The sequence below is a fragment of the Streptomyces lonarensis genome (assembly GCF_012033735.1).
Lineage (GTDB): Bacteria > Actinomycetota > Actinomycetes > Streptomycetales > Streptomycetaceae > Streptomyces > Streptomyces lonarensis.
Genome location: NZ_JAAVJD010000046.1, coordinates 1 through 18,934, shown reverse-complemented (window position 1 = coordinate 18,934; position 18,934 = coordinate 1). Strand labels below are relative to the sequence as shown.

The 18,934-nt window shown below is 75.9% G+C and carries 14 protein-coding genes and 1 pseudogene; 11 read left to right on the top strand and 4 right to left on the bottom strand.

Translation table 11 applies throughout. The features are described 5' to 3' along the window. Window positions 1-86 precede the first annotated feature (86 nt). Together sufB and HCN56_RS08880 are read right to left on the bottom strand one after the other, a co-directional pair. Window positions 87-1,508, bottom strand: coding sequence for a Fe-S cluster assembly protein SufB (sufB, locus tag HCN56_RS08885; protein WP_167968965.1), 1,422 nt, complete (start codon window positions 1,506-1,508; stop codon window positions 87-89). Further along, the gene (locus tag HCN56_RS08880) at window positions 1,505-2,302 is read right to left on the bottom strand and encodes a helix-turn-helix transcriptional regulator (protein WP_376770857.1); all 798 of its coding nucleotides are present in this window, start codon (window positions 2,300-2,302) and stop codon (window positions 1,505-1,507) included. The genes sufB and HCN56_RS08880 overlap by 4 nt, the downstream gene beginning before the upstream one ends. 247 nt (window positions 2,303-2,549) lie before the next feature. Between HCN56_RS08880 and HCN56_RS08875 the strand changes: the two genes are divergently transcribed. From HCN56_RS08875 to HCN56_RS26325, 3 genes and pseudogenes are all read left to right on the top strand, one after another. Next, window positions 2,550-3,473, top strand: coding sequence for an ABC transporter ATP-binding protein (locus HCN56_RS08875; protein WP_167968963.1), 924 nt, complete (start codon window positions 2,550-2,552; stop codon window positions 3,471-3,473). Between the two features lie 119 nt (window positions 3,474-3,592). Further along, on the top strand, window positions 3,593-4,333 hold the full coding sequence (locus tag HCN56_RS08870) for an ABC transporter permease (protein WP_167968976.1): 741 nt from the start codon (window positions 3,593-3,595) through the stop codon (window positions 4,331-4,333). Between the two features lie 109 nt (window positions 4,334-4,442). Next, window positions 4,443-5,456: pseudogene (locus HCN56_RS26325) on the top strand (COX15/CtaA family protein); the annotation flags it as partial. A gap of 855 nt (window positions 5,457-6,311) precedes the next feature. Here the strand turns inward: HCN56_RS26325 and HCN56_RS08860 are convergent. After that, window positions 6,312-7,145: a sugar phosphate isomerase/epimerase family protein gene (locus HCN56_RS08860; RefSeq protein WP_167968961.1), complete on the bottom strand. Its 834-nt coding sequence runs from the start codon at window positions 7,143-7,145 to the stop codon at window positions 6,312-6,314. A 102-nt stretch (window positions 7,146-7,247) separates the two neighbouring features. Further along, window positions 7,248-8,546, bottom strand: a complete 1,299-nt coding sequence (locus tag HCN56_RS08855; RefSeq protein ID WP_312871137.1) for a TrpB-like pyridoxal phosphate-dependent enzyme — start codon at window positions 8,544-8,546, stop codon at window positions 7,248-7,250. 298 nt (window positions 8,547-8,844) lie between these two features. Between HCN56_RS08855 and HCN56_RS08850 the strand changes: the two genes are divergently transcribed. From HCN56_RS08850 to HCN56_RS08815, 8 genes are all read left to right on the top strand, one after another. After that, window positions 8,845-10,956, top strand: coding sequence for a molybdopterin-containing oxidoreductase family protein (locus HCN56_RS08850; RefSeq protein ID WP_167968959.1), 2,112 nt, complete (start codon window positions 8,845-8,847; stop codon window positions 10,954-10,956). Next, the gene (locus HCN56_RS08845) at window positions 10,953-12,161 is read left to right on the top strand and encodes an aminotransferase class V-fold PLP-dependent enzyme (RefSeq protein WP_312871136.1); all 1,209 of its coding nucleotides are present in this window, start codon (window positions 10,953-10,955) and stop codon (window positions 12,159-12,161) included. Before HCN56_RS08850 ends, HCN56_RS08845 begins: the two co-directional genes overlap by 4 nt. Further along, entirely contained in the window at window positions 12,158-13,264 is a 1,107-nt protein-coding gene (locus HCN56_RS08840) for an alcohol dehydrogenase catalytic domain-containing protein (RefSeq protein ID WP_167968957.1), read from the top strand. The genes HCN56_RS08845 and HCN56_RS08840 overlap by 4 nt, the downstream gene beginning before the upstream one ends. Continuing rightward, window positions 13,261-14,484, top strand: coding sequence for a phenylacetate--CoA ligase family protein (locus tag HCN56_RS08835; RefSeq protein ID WP_167968956.1), 1,224 nt, complete (start codon window positions 13,261-13,263; stop codon window positions 14,482-14,484). The genes HCN56_RS08840 and HCN56_RS08835 overlap by 4 nt, the downstream gene beginning before the upstream one ends. Then, window positions 14,481-15,350, top strand: a complete 870-nt coding sequence (locus HCN56_RS08830) for an NAD(P)-binding domain-containing protein (RefSeq protein ID WP_167968955.1) — start codon at window positions 14,481-14,483, stop codon at window positions 15,348-15,350. Before HCN56_RS08835 ends, HCN56_RS08830 begins: the two co-directional genes overlap by 4 nt. A 55-nt stretch (window positions 15,351-15,405) precedes the next feature. Continuing rightward, the gene (locus tag HCN56_RS08825; RefSeq protein WP_167968954.1) at window positions 15,406-16,515 is read left to right on the top strand and encodes a 2-deoxy-scyllo-inosose synthase; all 1,110 of its coding nucleotides are present in this window, start codon (window positions 15,406-15,408) and stop codon (window positions 16,513-16,515) included. A 5-nt stretch (window positions 16,516-16,520) separates the two neighbouring features. Next, window positions 16,521-17,876, top strand: coding sequence for a phenylacetate--CoA ligase family protein (locus HCN56_RS08820; protein ID WP_167968953.1), 1,356 nt, complete (start codon window positions 16,521-16,523; stop codon window positions 17,874-17,876). Continuing rightward, window positions 17,873-18,934 (top strand): BtrH N-terminal domain-containing protein (locus HCN56_RS08815; protein WP_167968952.1); only part of this gene is annotated, 1,062 nt, incomplete at its 3' end. The genes HCN56_RS08820 and HCN56_RS08815, both read left to right, overlap by 4 nt.

Genomic DNA, 18,934 nt, shown 5'->3' with positions numbered 1-18,934 from the left:
GCGCCGAGGTGCCTTCTCCCGGGTCCCTGGGGGCCGCGGGTCACGGAGGCGGCGGGTCGGCGCCGCCCCCGTGCCGGAGGGGGCCGTCAGCCGACGGAACCCTCCATCTGGAGCTCGATGAGCCGGTTGAGTTCCAGCGCGTACTCCATGGGCAGTTCCTTGGCGATGGGCTCGACGAAGCCGCGCACGATCATCGCCATCGCCTCGTCCTCGGACAGACCGCGGCTCATCAGGTAGAAGAGCTGGTCGTCGCTCACCTTGGAGACGGTCGCCTCGTGGCCCATCGTCACGTCGTCCTCGCGGACGTCGACGTAGGGGTAGGTGTCGGAGCGGGAGATGGTGTCCACCAGCAGCGCGTCGCAGAGCACGTTGGACTTGGAGCCCTCCGCGCCCTCACCGATCTCGATGAGCCCCCGGTAGGAGGTGCGGCCGCCGCCGCGCGCCACCGACTTGGAGACGATGTTGGAGGAGGTGCGCGGCGCCATGTGGACCATCTTGGCGCCGGCGTCCTGGTGCTGGCCCTCGCCGGCGAAGGCGACGGACAGCGTCTCGCCCTTGGCGTGCTCGCCCATCAGGTAGACGGCCGGGTACTTCATGGTGACCTTGGAGCCGATGTTGCCGTCGACCCACTCCATGGTGGCGCCCTCGTAGGCGACGGCGCGCTTGGTCACCAGGTTGTAGACGTTGTTCGACCAGTTCTGGATGGTCGTGTAGCGGCAGCGGCCGCCCTTCTTCACGATGATCTCGACGACCGCGGAGTGCAGCGAGTCCGACTGGTAGATCGGCGCGGTGCAGCCCTCGACGTAGTGGACGTAGGCGTCCTCGTCGACGATGATCAGCGTCCGCTCGAACTGGCCCATGTTCTCGGTGTTGATCCGGAAGTAGGCCTGGAGCGGGATGTCCACGTGCACGCCCTTCGGCACGTAGATGAAGGACCCGCCGGACCAGACGGCCGTGTTCAGCGCGGAGAACTTGTTGTCACCGGAGGGAATGACGGTGCCGAAGTACTCCTGGAAGATCTCCGGGTGCTCGCGGAGCGCGGTGTCGGTGTCCAGGAACAGCACGCCCTGGGCCTCCAGGTCCTCGCGGATCTGGTGGTAGACGACCTCGGACTCGTACTGCGCGGCGACACCGGCGACCAGACGCTGCTTCTCCGCCTCGGGGATGCCGAGCCGGTCGTAGGTGTTCTTGATGTCCTCCGGCAGGTCCTCCCAGGACTGGGCCTGCTTCTCGGTGGACCGCACGAAGTACTTGATGTTGTGGAAGTCGATGTCGGAGAGGTCCGAGCCCCAGTTGGGCATCGGCTTCTTGTCGAACAGCTTCAGCGCCTTCAGGCGCATCTTCAGCATCCACTCCGGCTCGGACTTCTTCCCCGAGATGTCGCGGACGACGTCCTCGGAGAGGCCGCGCTTGGCCGCGGCGCCGGCGGCGTCCGAATCGGCCCAGCCGTACTCGTAGGTGCCCAGGCCGTCGAGCTCGGGGTGGGCGGTCTCCGTGGGGAGCGTCATGCGGGGTTCCTCCCGGCGGTGCGTGATGGTGCGGACCCGGCCGCGCGGGGCGGCTCGGTCCCATGGGGCTTACGGGGTACGAAGGTCGTGCACACGCCGTCGCCGTGGGCGAGGGTCGCCAGGCGCTGCACGTGCGTGCCGAGCAGGGTGGAGAAGACTTCGGTCTCCGCCTCGCACAGCTGCGGGAACCGCTCGGCGGCGTGCGCGACCGGGCAGTGGTGCTGGCACAGCTGTTCGCCGGCCGCGGTGCCGGGCGCGTCGCGCGCGGTGGCGGCGTAGCCGTCCCGGGAGAGCGCCTCCGCGAGAGCGGCGGCGCGGTCCTCCGGCGGCAGGCCGTCCATGGTGGCGGCGTACCGCTCGGCGATCTTCTCGGCGCGGGCGCGGGCGAAGGCCATGACGGCGGCCTCGCCGCCCTCGCCACCGCCGGCGGCGCGCTCGATCCAGCGCAGCGCCTCCACGGCCAGTTCGTCGTAGGACTGGTCGAAGGCGTCGCGTCCGCAGTCGGTGAGAGCGAAGGCCTTGGCGGGGCGGCCGCGGCCCCGGGAGCCGTAGACCCGCTTGTCGCGGGGCTCCACGATCCCCTCACCCACCAGCGCGTCGAGATGCCGGCGGACCGCGGCCTGGGTCAGCTCCAGCCGGCCCGCGAGCTCCGCGGCGGTGGAGGGCCCGTGGTCGAGGATGGAGCGGGCGACGCGGCGACGCGTGCCGTGCTGCTCCTCGCCCCCGGCAGGCGCGTTGGCCCCGGCGGCCGGAGAGGCCACCGAGAGCTGCGTGCGCTCGCCGACGTTTTTCACAACGCCATTGTTGCGTAATTCTCGATCCTCGGGCAACCCGCCCGCTTTGGCCTGCGAAATGCCGTGCATCACTTAGGTAAACCTAAGCTTTGCGGGAATATCGGTGGCGGCCCGGAACCGGAACCCGCGGGGCCCGCGCCGACCCCCGGTGTGCCGGCGGGCGGGAGGCGCGACGCCGCGCCCGGGCACAGTACGCCACCGGGGGCGGCCCCGGGCGGCCCCGCCCCGCCACCGTAGACTCCCCGCCATGCGCAGCGAACCGGCCGTAGCGGTCACCGGCCTGGTGAAGCGGTACGGCGACACCACCGCCGTCGACGGCCTGGACCTCACCGCGGAACGCGGCGCCGTCACCGCCGTCCTCGGCCCCAACGGCGCCGGCAAGACCACCACCGTCGAGACCTGCGAGGGGTTCCGCACCGCGGACGGCGGCGACGTCCGCGTGCTGGGACTGGACCCGGCGCGCGACGGCGCGGCGCTGCGCCCCCGGATCGGCGTCATGCTCCAGTCAGGGGGCGTGTACCCAACGGTCCGCGCCATGGAGATGCTCCGGCACACCGCCCGGCTCCACGCGCATCCACTGGACCCGGAGGAGCTGGGCGAGCGACTCGGCCTGCACTCCTGCGGCAGGACCCCGTACCGGCGCCTCTCCGGCGGCCAGCAGCAGCGGCTCGCCCTGGCCCTCGCCGTGGTCGGCCGCCCCGAGCTGGTCTTCCTCGACGAACCGACCGCCGGGCTCGACCCGCAGGCCCGGCACGCGACCTGGGAGCTGATCCGCGCACTGCGCGCCGCGGGCGTCGCCGTCGTGCTGACCACCCACCTCATGGACGAGGCCGAGGAGCTGGCCGACCACGTCGCCGTCGTCGACGTCGGCCGGGTCATCGCCGCCGGCAGCCCCGCCGCACTCTGCGGCGGCCACGACGACGTGCTGCGGTTCGAGGGCCGGCCCGGGCTGGACCTCGCCTCGCTGGACGCGGCGCTGCCGCCCGGCGCCCGCGCCGAGGAGTCCCCCGCGGGCCACTATTGCGTCACCGGCGCCGGCGGGCCCGCCCTGCTCGCCGCCGTGACCGCCTGGTGCGCGGCCCACGACGTCCTGGCCGACCGGATCACCACCAGGCGGCACAGCCTGGAGGACGTCTTCCTCGACCTCACCGGCAGAAAGCTGCGCCCGTGACCGCCTCCGAGCACCGCACCGACCCCGCCGCCCCCCGGGGGCGCGGGGCCGAGAACGCCCCCGCCGCCGGGCCCGGCGCGGAGTTCGCCCCCCGCCCCGGCCCCGCCCCGCTGCCCCGCATGATCGCGGCGCAGTCGGCGCTGGAGACCCGGATGCTGCTGCGCCACGGCGAGCAGCTGCTGCTCACCGTGGTCATCCCCACCCTGCTGCTGGTGCTGTTCAGCGCCGTCGACATCATCGACACCGGCGACGGCGGCGACACCGTCGCCGGCCGGGTGGCCTTCCTGGCGCCCGGCATCCTGGCGCTCGCCGTGCTCTCCACCGCCTTCACCGGCCAGGCCATCTCCACCGGCTTCGAACGCCGCTACGGCGTGCTGAAGCGGCTGGGGGCCTCCCCCCTGCCGCGCTGGGCGCTGCTGACCGCGAAGAGCTGCTCGGTGGCAGTCACGCTGCTGCTGCAGCTCGTCCTGCTGTGCGCCGTGGCGTTCGCGCTCGGCTGGTCGCCGGCGGGGGGCGCGGCCGGGGTGGCCGCCGCGCTGGTGCTGCTGGTCCCGGCCACCGTCGCGCTCTCCGCCCTCGGCCTGCTGATGGCGGGCACCCTCCGCGCCGAGGCCACGCTGGCGGCGGCCAACCTCGTCTTCATCCTGCTGATCTTCGGCGGCGGCGTGGTCGTGCCGCTGGAGAACTTCCCCGACGCGGTCGCACGCGGCCTGGAGCTGCTGCCGGTCGCGGCGCTCTCCGAGGGGCTGCGCGAGGTGCTCCAGCAGGGCGCACCGCTGCCGTGGGGGACGGTGGCGCTGCTCACCGGCTGGGCGGTGGCGGCCACCGCGGCGGCCGCCCGCTTCTTCCGCTGGGAGTGAGCCCGGCGCGCGCACCCTGCCGGGTCGCGCCCCGAAGCGACGGGGTGCGACGCAGGCCACACCCCTCGCGGACCCCCTCGTGAATGAATGCACAAGCGGCGCGCATACGATGGCGGACGTGCCGAAGAAGCCCTCCGCCCCCCGTACCCCGCTCGCCTGGCTCGACGCGCGGTGGACGCCGCGGCCGGAGACCGTGCGCCGCGCCGCCCTCCTCGCGCTGGTGATGAGCGTCGTCATCGTCGTCACCGGCGGCGCCGTCCGCCTCACCGGTTCCGGGCTGGGGTGCGACACCTGGCCCCGCTGCACCGAGGACTCCTACGTCACCACGCCCGAGATGGGCCTGCACGGCGTCATCGAGTTCGGCAACCGGATGCTGACCTACGTCCTGTCGGCCGCCGTCGGCTTCCTCATCGCCGCCGCCCGATGTGCCGCGCCGCGCCGCCGCTCGCTCACCCGGCTGGGCTGGGCGCAGTTCTGGGTGGTCCTCAGCAACGCCGTGCTCGGCGGGATCACCGTGCTCACCGGCCTCAACCCGTGGGTGGTCGCCGGACACTTCCTGCTGGCCACCGCGCTGATCACCGTCACCACCGTGGCCTGGCTGCGCACCAAGGAGGGCGACGGGCCGCCGCGCCCGCTGGTGGGTCTGCCCGTCCAGCGCGTCGTCGCCGGCCTGACGGTGGTGACCGCCGTGCTGATCGTCGCCGGCACCGCCGTCACCGGTTCCGGCAAGCACGCCGGCGACAACAGCCGCGAGATCGTGCGGATGCCGTTCGACTGGGAGGTCGTCACCCGGGTCCACGCGGTGCTGGCCTGGATCGTCGTCATCGGCGCGCTGGCCGTACTGGTGGGGCTGCGGCTGGTGGACGCGCCGCCCGGACCGCGGGCCCGCGCCCGCGACCTGATGATCGTCCTCCTCGCGCAGGGCGGCATCGGCTACGTGCAGTACGCGCTGGACGAGCCGCCGCTGCTGGTCGGCATCCACATGCTCGGCTCGACGCTGACCTGGATCGCCACGGTGCGGCTGCTGCTGTCGCTGCGCGAGCGCGGCGCGGCGCCGGGCGGCGGGAGCGGTGACGACGCGGTACTGCCCGCCCCCTCGCCGGCCCCGGAGAGCGCCGCCGACGCCGCCCCGGGCACCGGGCCCGCCGGCAGCCGGAAGAACGCGGCGGCGTTCCCCCGGGCGAGGCGCGCCACCACCGGCGGCGCCACCCCGGCGAGCCGCAGCCGCAGGACCGTGCGGGCCAGGGCCATCGGGTCGGACGAGCCGAAGTGCGCGCCGGAGTTCAGCATCAGCCGGTCCGGACCGTGGCGCTCCAGCAGGTCCAGGAGCTGCCGGTGGTCGGTCTTGGTTCGCACCTGGAACAGCCGGTCCCCGGCGGGGGAGACGGCGATGCCGAGCCCGCCCACGCCCAGCGCGGCGGCGGTCGGCAGCATCCGCGGCGCCACGTCCATCAGCGCCACCCGCGCCGGGTCGACGAGCCCCGCGGCGAACGCGCGCCGCAGCACCGCCACCATCCGCTCGAAGTCATCGGGACCCGGCGGCAGTTCCACCATCACCGGCCGGTCGTGCGCCTCGGCCAGGGCCAGTTGCCGGTGGAGGAGCGTCACCTCGTCGTCGGTGTGCCGCCGCACCGACAGCTCGCCGACGGCGAGTACCCGCGGGTCGGCCAACCGCGCCTCCAGCCGCTCCACCCCCGCGAGTGCGCCCGGCAGCTCCGCCATGTCGGCGGCGTGCACCGACAGCGCGATCCACGCCCGCACCCCGAACTGCGCCGCCCGCCGGGTCTCGGTCGCCAGCAGCCGCTCGAACCGGGCGTCGTGGGAGGCGCCGCAGGGCCGCAGCTCGTTCGAGGCCGAGCAGGGGATCAGCACGGTGTCCACGCCGCTGAGCGCCATCAACTCGTAGTCGTCGGCGTTCCGGCCGTCGGCGTGGACGTGGTGGTCGAAGAGACGCGGCGCCGCCCCGCCGCCCGGGTCCTCAGCCGGCGGCGGCATCGTACTGCTCCCGCAGGTGCGCGATGCTGCGTTTCAACGCGCCGTCGAAGTCGTCCGAGTGGTTGTACAGCTCGACGCTGTAGTAGCCCTCGTACCCCTGCTCCCGGCAGATCCGGAAGAAGGCGGCGAAGTCGATGTCGCCGTCCCCGGGGATCTCGTGGTGGTGGCGGCGCCCCTTGATGTCCTCCAGCTGGATCACCGAGGTGGCGCGCAGCGCCCGCGCCACCGACCCCAGGTAGTCCTCCTCCACCACCCGGCAGTGGCCGAGGTCCTGCGCCACGGTCAGGCCGGGGTGCCCCGCCGCGTCCACCAGCGCCAGCGCCTGGTCGTTGGACTCCACGAAGAAACCGGGCTCCGGCTCGATCGCCAGCCGCACCGGGCCCGCCCGCTCCAGCAGCCGGGCCAGTCCCTCCCGCAGCCGGTCGCCGGCGGCCGCGTCGTCGGTGTCGTCCCGCCGCGGGCCGCTGGCGAAGTTGACGACGGGAACGCCCAGCCAGGAGGCGATCTCCACGGCACGGCCGATCAGCTCCAGCCGCCGCTCGCGCCCCTCGGGCGAGGGGTGGATCAGCGAGGGCTCGAACCGCTCCCCGCCCAGCAGGGTGTCGGCGCCGGCGGCCAGGCAGCAGGCGGTGATCCCGTGGCGGTCCAGCACCCCCGCCAGCCGGTCGGCGTCGGCCGGCCGGAAGGTGAACGGGTCGATGTGGGCGGGGTGCAGCGAGAACTCGATCGCCCGGTACCCGGCGTCCGCGACGGCGCGCACCGCGTCCTCGACGGGGACGCTCCGCAGGCCGTTGGAGTTGTAGCTCAGCTTCAGCACGGTGATTCCTTCCTGGCGGCCGCGGCGGGCCGCCCGTTGCAGTCGGTCCCGGGTTCCTGCCCGCCGGCGCGCGACTCTCCCGCCGGCGCCCGCGGTCGACGCTCAGCCGTGACCGGGCCCGAAGGCGTCGAGGTACCCCTCGACGTCCAGCAGGCCGTGGCCGCTCACGCACGCCACGATCACCGTGGGACGGCGCGCCGCCGCGGCCTCCTCGATGGCGGCGCGCAGCGCGTGGCACGACTCCGGTGCGGGGAGGAACCCCTCCAGCCGCAGCACCAGCCGGCCGGTCTCGAAGATCTCGCGCTCCTCGTAGGCGACCGCCTCCAGCCAGCCGGCGGAGCGCAGCACCCCGACCGCGGTCGAACCGCTGTGCTGCCGCAGCCCGCCCACGTGGGTCTCGGGCAGTTCGGCGTCCAGCCCGAGGGTGTAGGACTTCGACAGCGGCGTCAGCCGCCCCGGGTCGGCGTGGTCGTACCGCCACGTCCCGCGGGTGAGCCGCGGCGCGGCGGCCGACTCGGCGCCGACCAGTCGCAGCCCGGCGCCCCGCGCGCGCTTGCGCTCCAGGAACGGCGCCATCAGCCCCATGAGGTTGCTGCCGCCGCCGACCGCCGCCACCAGGACGTCCGGCTCCTCGCCGAGCGCGGCCAGCTGCTCGCTGGTCTCCAGCCCGATCACCGACTGGTGGATCAGCACGTGCGGCAGGTTGCTGCCGGAGACGTACCGGACCTCGGGGTGCTCGGACGCGTAGGAGACCGCGTCGCCGATCGCGGTGCCGAGGGTGCCCGCCGCGTGCCGGCCGGAGGCCAGCACCGCGCGGCCGGCGGCGGTCAGCGCACTGGGCGACTCGTGCACGGTCGCGCCCAGCATCGACAGCACGGCGCGGCGGGCCGTCTTCTGCCGGGCGGAGACCCCGGACCAGAAGACGACGCTCCGCAGCCCGTAGAGCCGCGCCGCCCACTGCACGGCGTGCCCCCACTGCCCGGCGCCGGTCTCCGTGACCAGCGTCCCCACCCCCTCGCGGGCGGCGAAATACGCCTGCGCGACGGCCGAGTTCAGCTTGAAGCTCCCGGTGGGGAGGGTGTCCTCCCGCTTGAGGTAGATCCGCGCCGGCGTCCCGAGGTGCCGCTCCAGGCCGACCGCGCGCGTCAGCCGCGTCGGGCGCCCCATCTCCGCGTACCGCTCCCGGACCTCCTCCGGGACGGGGAGCAGCGGCTCGCGGGAGCGTTCCTGCTCCCGGATCGCGCCCAACCTGATCCGGGCGGCCAGCTCCAGCGCCGCCACCCCCTCGGGGTCGCGCGGCGGCGGCATCTCCTCGGGCAGGAGGCGCCGGAAGTTGAGCCACGCCGAGGGGACGGGCACGGCCCCCGGCAGCTGCGGGCTGATGGTCTCGTCGATCGACACGGGTGTACGCCTCGCCTCGCTCGCAGGACAGGACGGGCCCCGTCGGGCCCGGACGGCTGCGCCCCGTCCCGGGCGCCTGCCGCGACCCGGGGCGGTCCGCACTGCCAGCGTCGGCAGCCCGGCCGGCGACCACAAGCGCCCCGCACGGTTCGTGGCGAGGCGGGTCAACGCCCGCCGGGGCGCGCCCCGCCGCCGTTGATGGGCGCGGCGCGGGGCCCGCCGGGGCCGCCCGGCGCCCGGCCGCACCGTGCTCAGCTGGGGCCGTCCGGTGCAGTCGAGGGAGGGACGGCGACCCGAGATGACCATGCGTGAGGTGCCCACCGTCTGCCGCATGTGCCACGGCGGCTGCGGTGCGCTGGTGACCGTGGACGGCGACCGCGCCGTCTCCGTCGCCGGCCACCCGGGCAACCCCAACAACGCCGGCTTCCTCTGCGCCAAGGGCCGCGCCTCCGTCGAGCACGCCTACCACCCCGACCGGCTGCGGGAGCCGCTGCGCCGCACCGGCCCGCGCGGCAGCGGCCGGTACCGGCCGATCGGCTGGGACGAGGCGCTCGCCGAGGTCGCCGAGCGGCTCGCCGCGGCCCGCGACCGGGACGGCGCCCGCTCCGTGGTCCTCGCCCAGGGCACCGACCGCAACTACCAGGAGTGGCTCTTCCGGTTCGCCAACGCGCTGGGCACGCCCAACGTGCTCGGGCCCGCGCACGTCTGCTTCTACCCGCGGGTGATGGCGGGCATCCTCACCCTCGGCGGCTTCACCTTCTGCGACTACGAGAACGACCCGGAGGTCGTGCTGGTCTGGGGCAGCAACAAGGCCGCCACCCACGGCGACGGCGTCATCGGCACCCGGCTGCTCTCCGCCGTCTCCCGCGGCACCCGGCTGATCGTGGTCGACCCGCACCGCACCGCGCTCGCCGCCCGCGCCGAGCTCTGGCTGCCGCTGCTCCCCGGCACCGACGCCGCCCTCGGCCTCGGCCTGCTGCACGTCGTCCTCGGCGAGGGGCTGATCGACCGGGAGTTCGTCGAGCAGCACACCGTCGGCCACGACCGGCTGGCCGACCACGTCCGCCCGTGGGACCCGGAACGGGTCGCCGCGATCACCGGGGTCGACGCGGAGCTGATCGTCCGCGCCGCCCGCCGCTACGCCTCCGCCTCCGCCGCCGCGATCGAGCTCGGCACCGGTACCGCCCAGCACCCCGGCTCCTTCGACACCGCCCGGTCCGCTGTCCTGCTCGCCGCGGTCTGCGGCAACCTCGACCGGCCCGGCGGCGACGTGCTGTGGGACCCGCAGGCGATCATCGGGCGCCGCACCATGCCGATGAGCGAGGCGCTGCCCCCGGAGAGCGCCGCCCAGCGGTTGGGCGGGGAGCGCCACCGGGTGCTGTCGATGTCGGGCTGGGCCCACCCCGCCGCCGTCTGGCGGGCGGTGCTGGAGCACGACCCCTACCCGGTGCGGACCATGGCCGTGTTCGGCAGCAACCTGCTGGTCGCCTACCCGGACTCCGACCGGGTCCACCGGGCGCTGGCCGCCCTGGACTTCCTCTGCGTCGCCGACCTCTTCCTCACCCCGACCGCCGCCATGGCGGACATCGTGCTGCCCGTCAGCGGCTGGCTGGAGCGCGACCAGATCGTCGAGCACGCCAACTACGTCGCCGCCCGGCGCGCGGTCACCGCGGTCGGGGAGGCCCGCTCCGACGAGGAGATCCTGCTCGACCTCGCCGCCCGGCTGGGGCTGCCGGGGTTCTGGGAGAGCGCCCGCGCCGCCCTCGACGCCCGGCTGGCGCCCGCCGGCACCAGCTGGCAGGAGCTGGCCGACGGCTACTACCGGCCCACCGAACTGCGCCACTTCAAGCACCGGGAGCGGGGCTTCGCCACCCCCACCGGCAAGGTGGCGCTCTACCACGAGGGGCTGCGGCGCATGGGGCACGACCCGATGCCGGTCCACCGGCCGGCGCCGCGCGGGCCGCGGGCGGGCGAGTACCTGCTGACCAGCCGCCACTCGCCGTTCTACTTCAACTCCGAGTTCCGCAACGTCCCGTCGCTGCGGGCCCGCGAACCCGACCCGCGGGTGGAGCTGCACCCCGGCACCGCCGCGGCCGAGGGCATCGCCGACGGCGACTGGACCCTGCTGGAGGCCCGCGGCAGCCAGGCGCTGTTCCGGGCCCGTGTCACCGACGCCGTCCTGCCCGGCGTGCTGTGCGCCGGCGCCTCCTGGTGGTACCCGGAGCTGCCGCCCGACCGCTCCTGGCGCGTCTCCAACGTCAACCGGCTGCTGCGCGACGGCGACGAGAACCCCGCCATGGGCTCCTCGCTCCAGCGCGGCGTCCCCTGCTCCGTCCGCCCCGCCCCCGCGGAGCTGGTGGCGGACTGCCTGCGGGGCGGGGCCGCCGCGTGGGCCGGGGAGCTGCGGTGACCGCCGGGCGGCGCACCGCGCCGGGCGGGGACGACGCGTTCCACCGCGCCTGGCGCGCGGGGCTGACCACCGAGCAGGTCCTCGACGAGATCTGGGAACTGCGCGCCGGCGACCACGACTACGCCGACGGCACCGTCTTCAACTCCATCTGCTCCGAACCGCTGGACCCCGCGCGGCAGGTCTTCGCGGAGCACCTCGCCGCCAACATGGGCGACCACCGGATCTTCCCCAGCCTGCCGCGCGCCACGGCGCTGGTCACCCGGATGCTGGGCGACCTGCTCGGCGCACCCGACGCCGGCGGCGTCCCCACCTCCGGCGCGACCGAGGCCAACCTGCTCGCCGTGCTGGCGGCGGTCCGCCGCCACACCGGCAGCGGCCGCCCCCGCGTCCTCCTCGCCCGCAACGCGCACTTCTCCTTCGAGAAGATCGTCGCCCTGCTGCCGGTGGAGCCCGTCTGGGTGCCGCTCGACGACCGGTACCGCGCCGAGCCCGCCGCCTACCGCCGCGCGCTCGCCACCCGCCCCGCACTGGCCGTCCTCACCACCGGCACCAGCGAGTGCGGCGCCGTCGACGCCGTCGACACCCTCGCCCCGTACGCCGCCTCCCACGGGGTGCCCGTGCACATCGACGGCGCCACCGGCGGGTTCCTCGTCCCGTTCGCCCGGGAACTGGGCCACCCGCTGCCCGGCACCGGGCTCACCACCGAGGGCGTGGTCTCGGTCTCGGTCGACCCGCACAAGTACGGCGGGGCGCCGATCCCCTCCGGCCACCTGCTGGTGCGCGACCCCGCCTGGCTGGCCCCGCTGCGCTCCGCCTCCCACTACCGGGGCGCCGCCGACCACTTCGGCCTGCTCGGCACCCGGTCGGGCGCCGCGCTGCTGGCCACCTACGCCGTGCTGCGGCGGCAGGGCCGCGCCGGGTACCGCGCCGACGCGGCGGAGGTCTTCCGGCTGCGGGACCGGACCCTGGAGCTGCTGGCGCGGGCCGGACTGCGGTCCGCCTTCCCGCCCGAGCTGATGGTCGTGGGGGTGGCCTGCCCCGACCCCGAGGCGGTCCAGGCCGAGATGGAGCGCCGCGGTTTCATCGTCTCCGTGTCGCGCCGGTTCGGCTTCGTCCGGCTCGTCGTCCACCTCCACCAGACCGAACGGCAGCTGGCCCGCCTGGTCGACGAACTCGCCGACGCCGTGCGGGAGGTGGCGCCGTGAGCGACCTGGTCCTCACCGCCCCGGGCCGGCTGGAGCTCCGCCCCGCCGCACCGGTCCGCCCCGACGGGCCGGACAAGGTCGTCGTCGAGGTGGACCGTGTCACGCTCTGCGGCAGTGACTACGGACTCTTCCGCGGCACCTACGGCGGGCCGAGCCGCTACCCGCTGCGCTTCGGCCACGAGTGGTCCGGCCGGGTCGTGGCCGCCGGGCGGAACGGCCGCGCCCTGCTGGGGCGGGCGGTCACCGGCGACTGCTCCCGCTGGTGCGGCCACTGCCCCCAGTGCCGCACCGACCGCAACCGCTGCGAACGGATCGAGAAGTTCGGCCTGACCGTCGACGGCTTCTCGGTCCGGTGGCGGGCCGTCCACCGCCGCTACCTCTACGCCGACGACCACGGGCTGCGCCCCGGGACGCTCGCGATGGCGGAGTTCTTCGCCGTCGTCCACCACGCGCTCCGCCCGCTGGCCGGCGCCGCCCGCGGCGCCGCGGTGCTGGTGGTGGGGGCGGGCGCCCTGGGGCTGGCTGCCCAGTTGCTGCTGACGCGCGCCTTCGCCGCCGCCCGCGTCACCGTGCTGGAGAGTGACCCGGGCAAGCGCCGCACGGTGGCGGGGCTGCTGGAGCCCGGCACGGAGCTGCGCCCGCCGCCGGACCCGGCCGACCTCGCCGCGGTCGACGGCTACCGGGAGATCGCCCGCTGGGCCCGGTACCCGCTGGTGGTGGAGTGCTCCGGCACGACGCCGGGTGTCAACTGCGCCCTCACCCTCGCCGGGCCGGGCGCCACCGTCGTCTGGCTCGGGCTGCCCCGGCCGGGGACGCTCCGGCCGGACCTGGTGGTCGCGAAGGGGCTGACCGTCCGCGGCTCCATCGGCGGTACCGGCGACTTCCCCGCGGTGCTGCGCTTCCTCGCCGACCACGAGGAACGCGCCGCCGCGTTCGTCACCCACCGCCTTCCGGCGGCTGAGGCGGCCCGCGCCCTCGCCGCCGGGCCGGCGGAGCGCGCCACCGCCGTCAAGGTGCAGCTCGACCTCGCCGACGACCACCCCGGCGCCGCCCCCGCCGGCCCCGGGGACGGACCCGGACCGGACGGGGGCACCCCGCGATGACCACCGCCGAGCGCCCCGCCACCGACCGGCTCCAGCAGCAGCTGCGCCACGCCCTGGACCGGTCCCCGTACTACCGCCGCGTCGCCGGCTCCCGCCGCGGCCGGCACGACACCGCCCCGGTCGTCCTCGCCGACCTGCCGCTGACCACCGCCGAGGACGTCGCCGCCGCCGGCCCGCTCGGGTTCGCCGCCGTCGAGTACCCGCGCATCGCCCGCTACGCCGAGTCGCGGGACCACGCCGGGCGCCCGCTCGGGGCGGCCGCCACCACCGGCGACCTCCGCCGGACCACCGCCGCCATGGCCGAGGCGCTGCGCGCCCACGCCGGCCCCGCCGACCTGGCGTTCGTGGCCGTCCCGTACGAACTGTCCGGCGGCGCACAGGACACCGACCGCGCGCTGGCAGCCGTCGGCGCCGGCGTCGTCGGGGTGGGCGCACTCTCACCGGTGTGCCCGCCGGAGCGCACCGCCGAGTTGGTGGCCGCCCTCCGGCCGAGCCTGCTGGCCACCACCCCGGACCGCGCCCTCGCCACCCACGCCCGGCTGACCGCCGCGGGGCACGTGCCGCGCGCGCTGGGCCAGCGGGTCCACCTCTACCTCGGCGGCCCCTGCTCGCCCGTGCGCGCCGCACGCGTCGCGGAGTTGTGGGGCGCCACCGCCGCCTGGGCGTACGGCTCGACGCTCACCCCCGCCGCCGGGCTGCCCTGCGCCGCCGGCACCGCCCACCTCACCGCCGCGCTGTACCACGCGGAGGTGATCGACCCGGACGGCACCGACCCCGTCCCCGACGGGGGCTGCGGGGAACTGGTCCTCACCACCCTCGCCGCCGAGGCGACCCCGCTGCTGCGGTACCGCACCGGCGACCTGGTCCGGCCGGCACGCTGCGGCTGCGGCGACCCGCGGCCCGCACTCCAGCAGCACGGCCGGGTGGAGGACCGGTGGCGACCGCCTTCGGGCGCCCCCCGCACCGCCGTCGAACTGGAGCAGGCCGTGCTCTCCGTCCCCGGCACCGGGCTGTACTGCGCCACCGGCTGGTCCGCGGGACGTCCCACCGCAGTCCTCGACGAGGCCACCGGCGGGACCCGCAGCGAGGCGGCGCGGGCGCTGCGCGCCCTCACCGGCATCGCATGGCAGGTCACCGCAGCCGACCGCACCGCGTTCCTCACCGCGACCACCCGCGCGGGCCGGCGCCGGCTGCGCCCCGCCGACCTGGAGGCCCTGTGACCGAGCGTCCCGCCGTGCCCGCCGCGCCGGCACCCGGGAGCCCCGCCCCACCGACCCCGCGCCCGACCGTCGGGGTCCTGGGCACCGGCCGCCTCGGGCGCGCCCTGGCCGCCCGGCTCGCCGCCGGCCCCGGCCGGGACGGCCTCGCCGTCGCCGATCGGGACCCGGCGGTCGCCGCCCGCCTCGGCGGCGACCTCGGGGTGCCCGCGCTGCCCCCGCCCGAGCTGGCCGCGCGGTGCGCCCTGGTGCTGGTCTGCGTGCCGCCCCCGGCGGCCGCCGCCGCCATTGCCGCCTGTCGCCGCGGGGTGGCGACCGGGCGCCCCGGACCCGTCTTCGCCAACCTCGCCACCTCGCTGCCGACCGCCGTGCTGCGCCGCGACCCCGCCCTGCGCGGCGCGACCGTCGTCGGGCTGAAACCCGTCTGCCAGTTCACCGCCGTCGCCCTCGGCGTCCCGACCCCGTTCCTGACCGCCGCCGCCGACCGTCTCGCCCTGCTGCGCGCCGCCGTCGGCGACCTCGGCCCCGTCCTGCTCACCGACGAGCGCGGCGAGGACGCGGTCGGCGAGGTCAACCGCGCCGCCACCCGCGCCGCGCTGCGCGCCTGCACCGCGCTCCGCGCGGAGCTGGCCGGGCTCACCGCCGACCCGGCGGTCGCGGAGGCGGCGGTCCGCAACGTGTTCGCCGGCACCGCGCTGGACTTCCCGCCCGACCCCGGCAACGCCTACACCGCGGCGCTGCTCCGCGACCTCGCGGCAAGCCACGGTGAGGCGGCGCCCGGGGCGGGCGATCCCGGCACCGCCATCAACGCCGCCGCCCCCGACCCGCCGACCGTTGGCGGCACCGGCCATTCCGCCGCCCGGCCGTAGCCCCGCCGCCCCGCACGACGCCACGCTCATCGAAGACCACGAGGAGGTACGGCACGTGGCAGACCCGACGCTCCTGGAACTGACCACCGGCGTGACGCCGAGCAGCCCCTACTACCTCGGCGACGGCATCACCGACCTGCTGCCGGAGAAGCTCGCCGCCCACCGGTTCGACGACCTCTTCCTGGTGTGCGGCGAGGGCGTCCACCAGCTGCTGGCCCGGCCGCTGGCCCGCCGGCTGGAGGCGGCCGGGCTGCCCGTCACCCTCCTCGCCGTCCCCGAGGGCGAGCACCACAAGAGCTGGGCCGGCCTGACCGACCTGTGCGAGCGGCTCGTCCACGCCGGGGCGACCCGGCAGTCGATCGTCCTCGCCCTCGGCGGCGGCATGGTCAGCAACCTGACCGGCCTCGCCGCCGGCCTGCTCTACCGGGGCATCCGCTACGTCGACATCCCCACCACGCTGCTCGGCCTCACCGACGGCACCCTCAGCAACAAGCAGGCGGTCAACGGCCGCGGCGGCAAGAACCAGTTCGGCCTCTACCACCCGCCGCTCCTCGTCTGGGCGGACGTCGCCCACCTCCGCTCCGAACCCCTCGCCGGCCACCGCAGCGGCCTGGTGGAGGCGCTCAAGAACGGGCTCGTCCACGACGCGGACCGGTTCGAGCAGCTCGCCGAGCAGCTCACCCCCGACCTGCGGGCCGTCCACGACGACCTGCTCGGCACCTGCCACGCGATCGTCCGCTCCAAGCTGGCGATCCTCGCCACCGACCCCACCGAGCGCTCCCGCGCCGTGGTGCTGGAGTACGGCCACACCGTCGGCCACGCGGCCGAGTTCCTCTGCGAGGGCCTGCCGCACGGGGTCGCGGTCGGCATCGGGATGTGCGCCGCCGCCCGCGTCGGGGTGCGGCTCGGCATCACCCCGCCCGACGTCCTCGCCCGGCAGGAGTGGGCGCTCGGCGAACGGCTCGGCCTGCCCACCCGGCTGCCGGGCGGCTGCACACCCGAACGCGTCCTCGGCGTGATCCGCACCGACAACAAGCGCCGTTCCAGCGAGGAGACCCGGCTCATCCTCCTCGACGCCGTCGGCGAGGTCCACACCGGCCCCGACGGCGACGTCGAGACACCGGTGCCCGAATCCGTGCTCAAGACCGTGCTCCAGGAGGGCTGAGGGCCATGGCGATCCTCGACGGCACCACCGCCCCCGACCGCGAAGCGCCGCCCGCGCGCCGGGACCGGTACTGCGCCCTGCGCGACGCCGCCCTCGCCGAACTCGACGCCTTCGAGGCGCTGGACCGGGCCGCGGTCCGCCCCTGGCAGCTGGCGCGGCTGCGCGAGCAGCTCGCGCACGCCCGGCGGAACGCGCCGTTCTACCGCCACCGCCTCGACGGGGTGCCGGGCCCGGCCGCCGGCGAGGGGCCGGAGCGGCTGCCGTTCACCACCAAGGACGATCTGCGCCGCGGCTACCCCCTGGAACTCCTCGCCGTGCCGCTCACCGCCGTCGCGCGCTACGGCGAGTCCACCGGCACCACCGGGGCTCCGACCTCCTCCGCCATCACCTACCGGGACTGGGTGCGCGGCAACGTCTCCACCGAGCGCTCCCTGGGCCACCGGTTCGGTCCCGGCGACGTCGTCTTCGTCGCCATCCCCTACGAACTCTCCTTCGCCGCCTACGACCTGGACCGCGCACTGGAGACCGTCGGCGCCACCGTCGTCGGCACCGGCATCCTCTCCGCCGTCTGCCCTGTCGAACGCACCGCCCGGATGATCGCCACCCTCCGCCCCGCCGGCATCGTCTGCTCGCCGACCCGCGCCCTGCGCCTCCACGACCTGCTCCGCGAGGCGGGGCACGACCCGGCGTCGCTCGGCGTGCGGACCGTGCTCTACGTCGGCGAGACCTGCTCACCCGCGAAGCTGGCCAAGATCGCGGGACTCTGGCAGGCCGACCTCGTCCCCGCCTACGGCACCACGGAGACCAACTCCCTCGCCCTGAGCTGCGCACGCGGCCGGGCGCACCTCACCGAGGACCGCCACCTCTTCGAGGTGCTCGACCCCGTCGACGCCACCCCGCTCCCGCCGGGGCACGCCGGTGAGCTGGTCCTCTCCACCCTGCGCGCCGAGGCGATGCCGCTGCTGCGCTACCGCACCGGCGACCTCGTCTCCGTCGACCCGGAGCCCTGCCCCTGCGGCAGCGTCCGCGCCACCGTCCGCCACCACGGCCGGGTCGGCGACCGGCTGCACGTCGCCGGCCGCGCCCTGGACCGGCTGGACCTGGAGGAGGCGGTCCTCTCCGTGCCCGGCACCGGCCTCCACTACGCGGCGGGCGTCGTGGGGGAGGATCTGCACCTGCGGGTCACCTGCCCCGACCGGCCCGCCCGCCTGGTCTGCCCCGAGGTCACCGAGCGGGTCCGCACCCGCTTCGACGTCACCCCCGTGGTGCGGGAGGTCGACCGCGCCACCGTCGCCCGCGCCATGGACGCCATGCTCAAACCCGGCAACCTCGGCCTCGCCGACCTGGAGGCCGCCCCGTGACCGGCCCGAGCACCGCACCCGTCCCCGGTGGCCCGCTCGTCCCCGGTGGCCCGCTCGTCGCCGACCCCGGCGAGTTCGGCGGCGCCCACTGCGAGACCGCCGCGCTGCGCAAGCAACTCCTCGTCCACGGCGTCGACATCAGCGAACCCCTCCTGCTGGGGCTCGGCGGAGGCATCGGCTTCTGGTACCGGCCGGCCGGCCCCGGCGGCCCCTCCCGCAGCATGACCTCCACCCGCAACGGCCCCTTCCCGGTGTTCACCACCCGGATGTGCGAGGCGCTGGGGCTGCGGCTGGCCGTGCACCGCACCGACGACCCCGACTCCGCCCGCCGCCGCCTGCACGAGGAACTGGCCGCCGGCCGGCCCGTCATCGCCTACGTCGACCTCTTCCACCTGCCGTGGTTCCAGGCGAGCCGCCACTTCGGCGGCCACGCCGTCCTCGTCTTCGCCGCCGACGAGGAGACCGGCACCACCTGGCTCTCCGACCGCTGCCCCGGCCCGCTCGCCGTGGACGCCGCCACCCTCGCCGCCGCCCGCTCCTCCGACCACCACCCGTTCCCGCCCGCCCACGCCTGGCTCTCCGCCGACTGGGCCGCGGCCCGCCTCCCCGACGCCGACGGCTTCCGCCGGGCCGTCCACGGCTGCGCCGCGGCACTGACCCGCGCCGCACCGCCCAACGAGGGCCTGGCCGGACTCGCCGCCTTCGCCGCCGAACTCACCCGCGACATCCGCACCGCCCCCGCCGACCGCGTGGTCGACCGGCTCACCGCCGCCCACATCGACTTCGAGTACGCCGGCACCGGCGGCCGCGGCTTCCGCGACCTCTACCACCGGTTCCTCACCGAGGCCCGCCCCTGGCTGGACGGCCCCGCGCTCCCGCCGGCGCTGGCCGCCGCCGACGAGGCCCGCGCCGCCTGGGGCGCCCTCGACGACCTGCTCGCCCCGGCACCTTCCCCACCCCGCTCCCGACTGGAGACGGCCATGGAACTCACCACCGTCTGGTTCATCCTCATCGCGGTCCTGTGGACCGGCTACTTCTTCCTGGAGGGCTTCGACTTC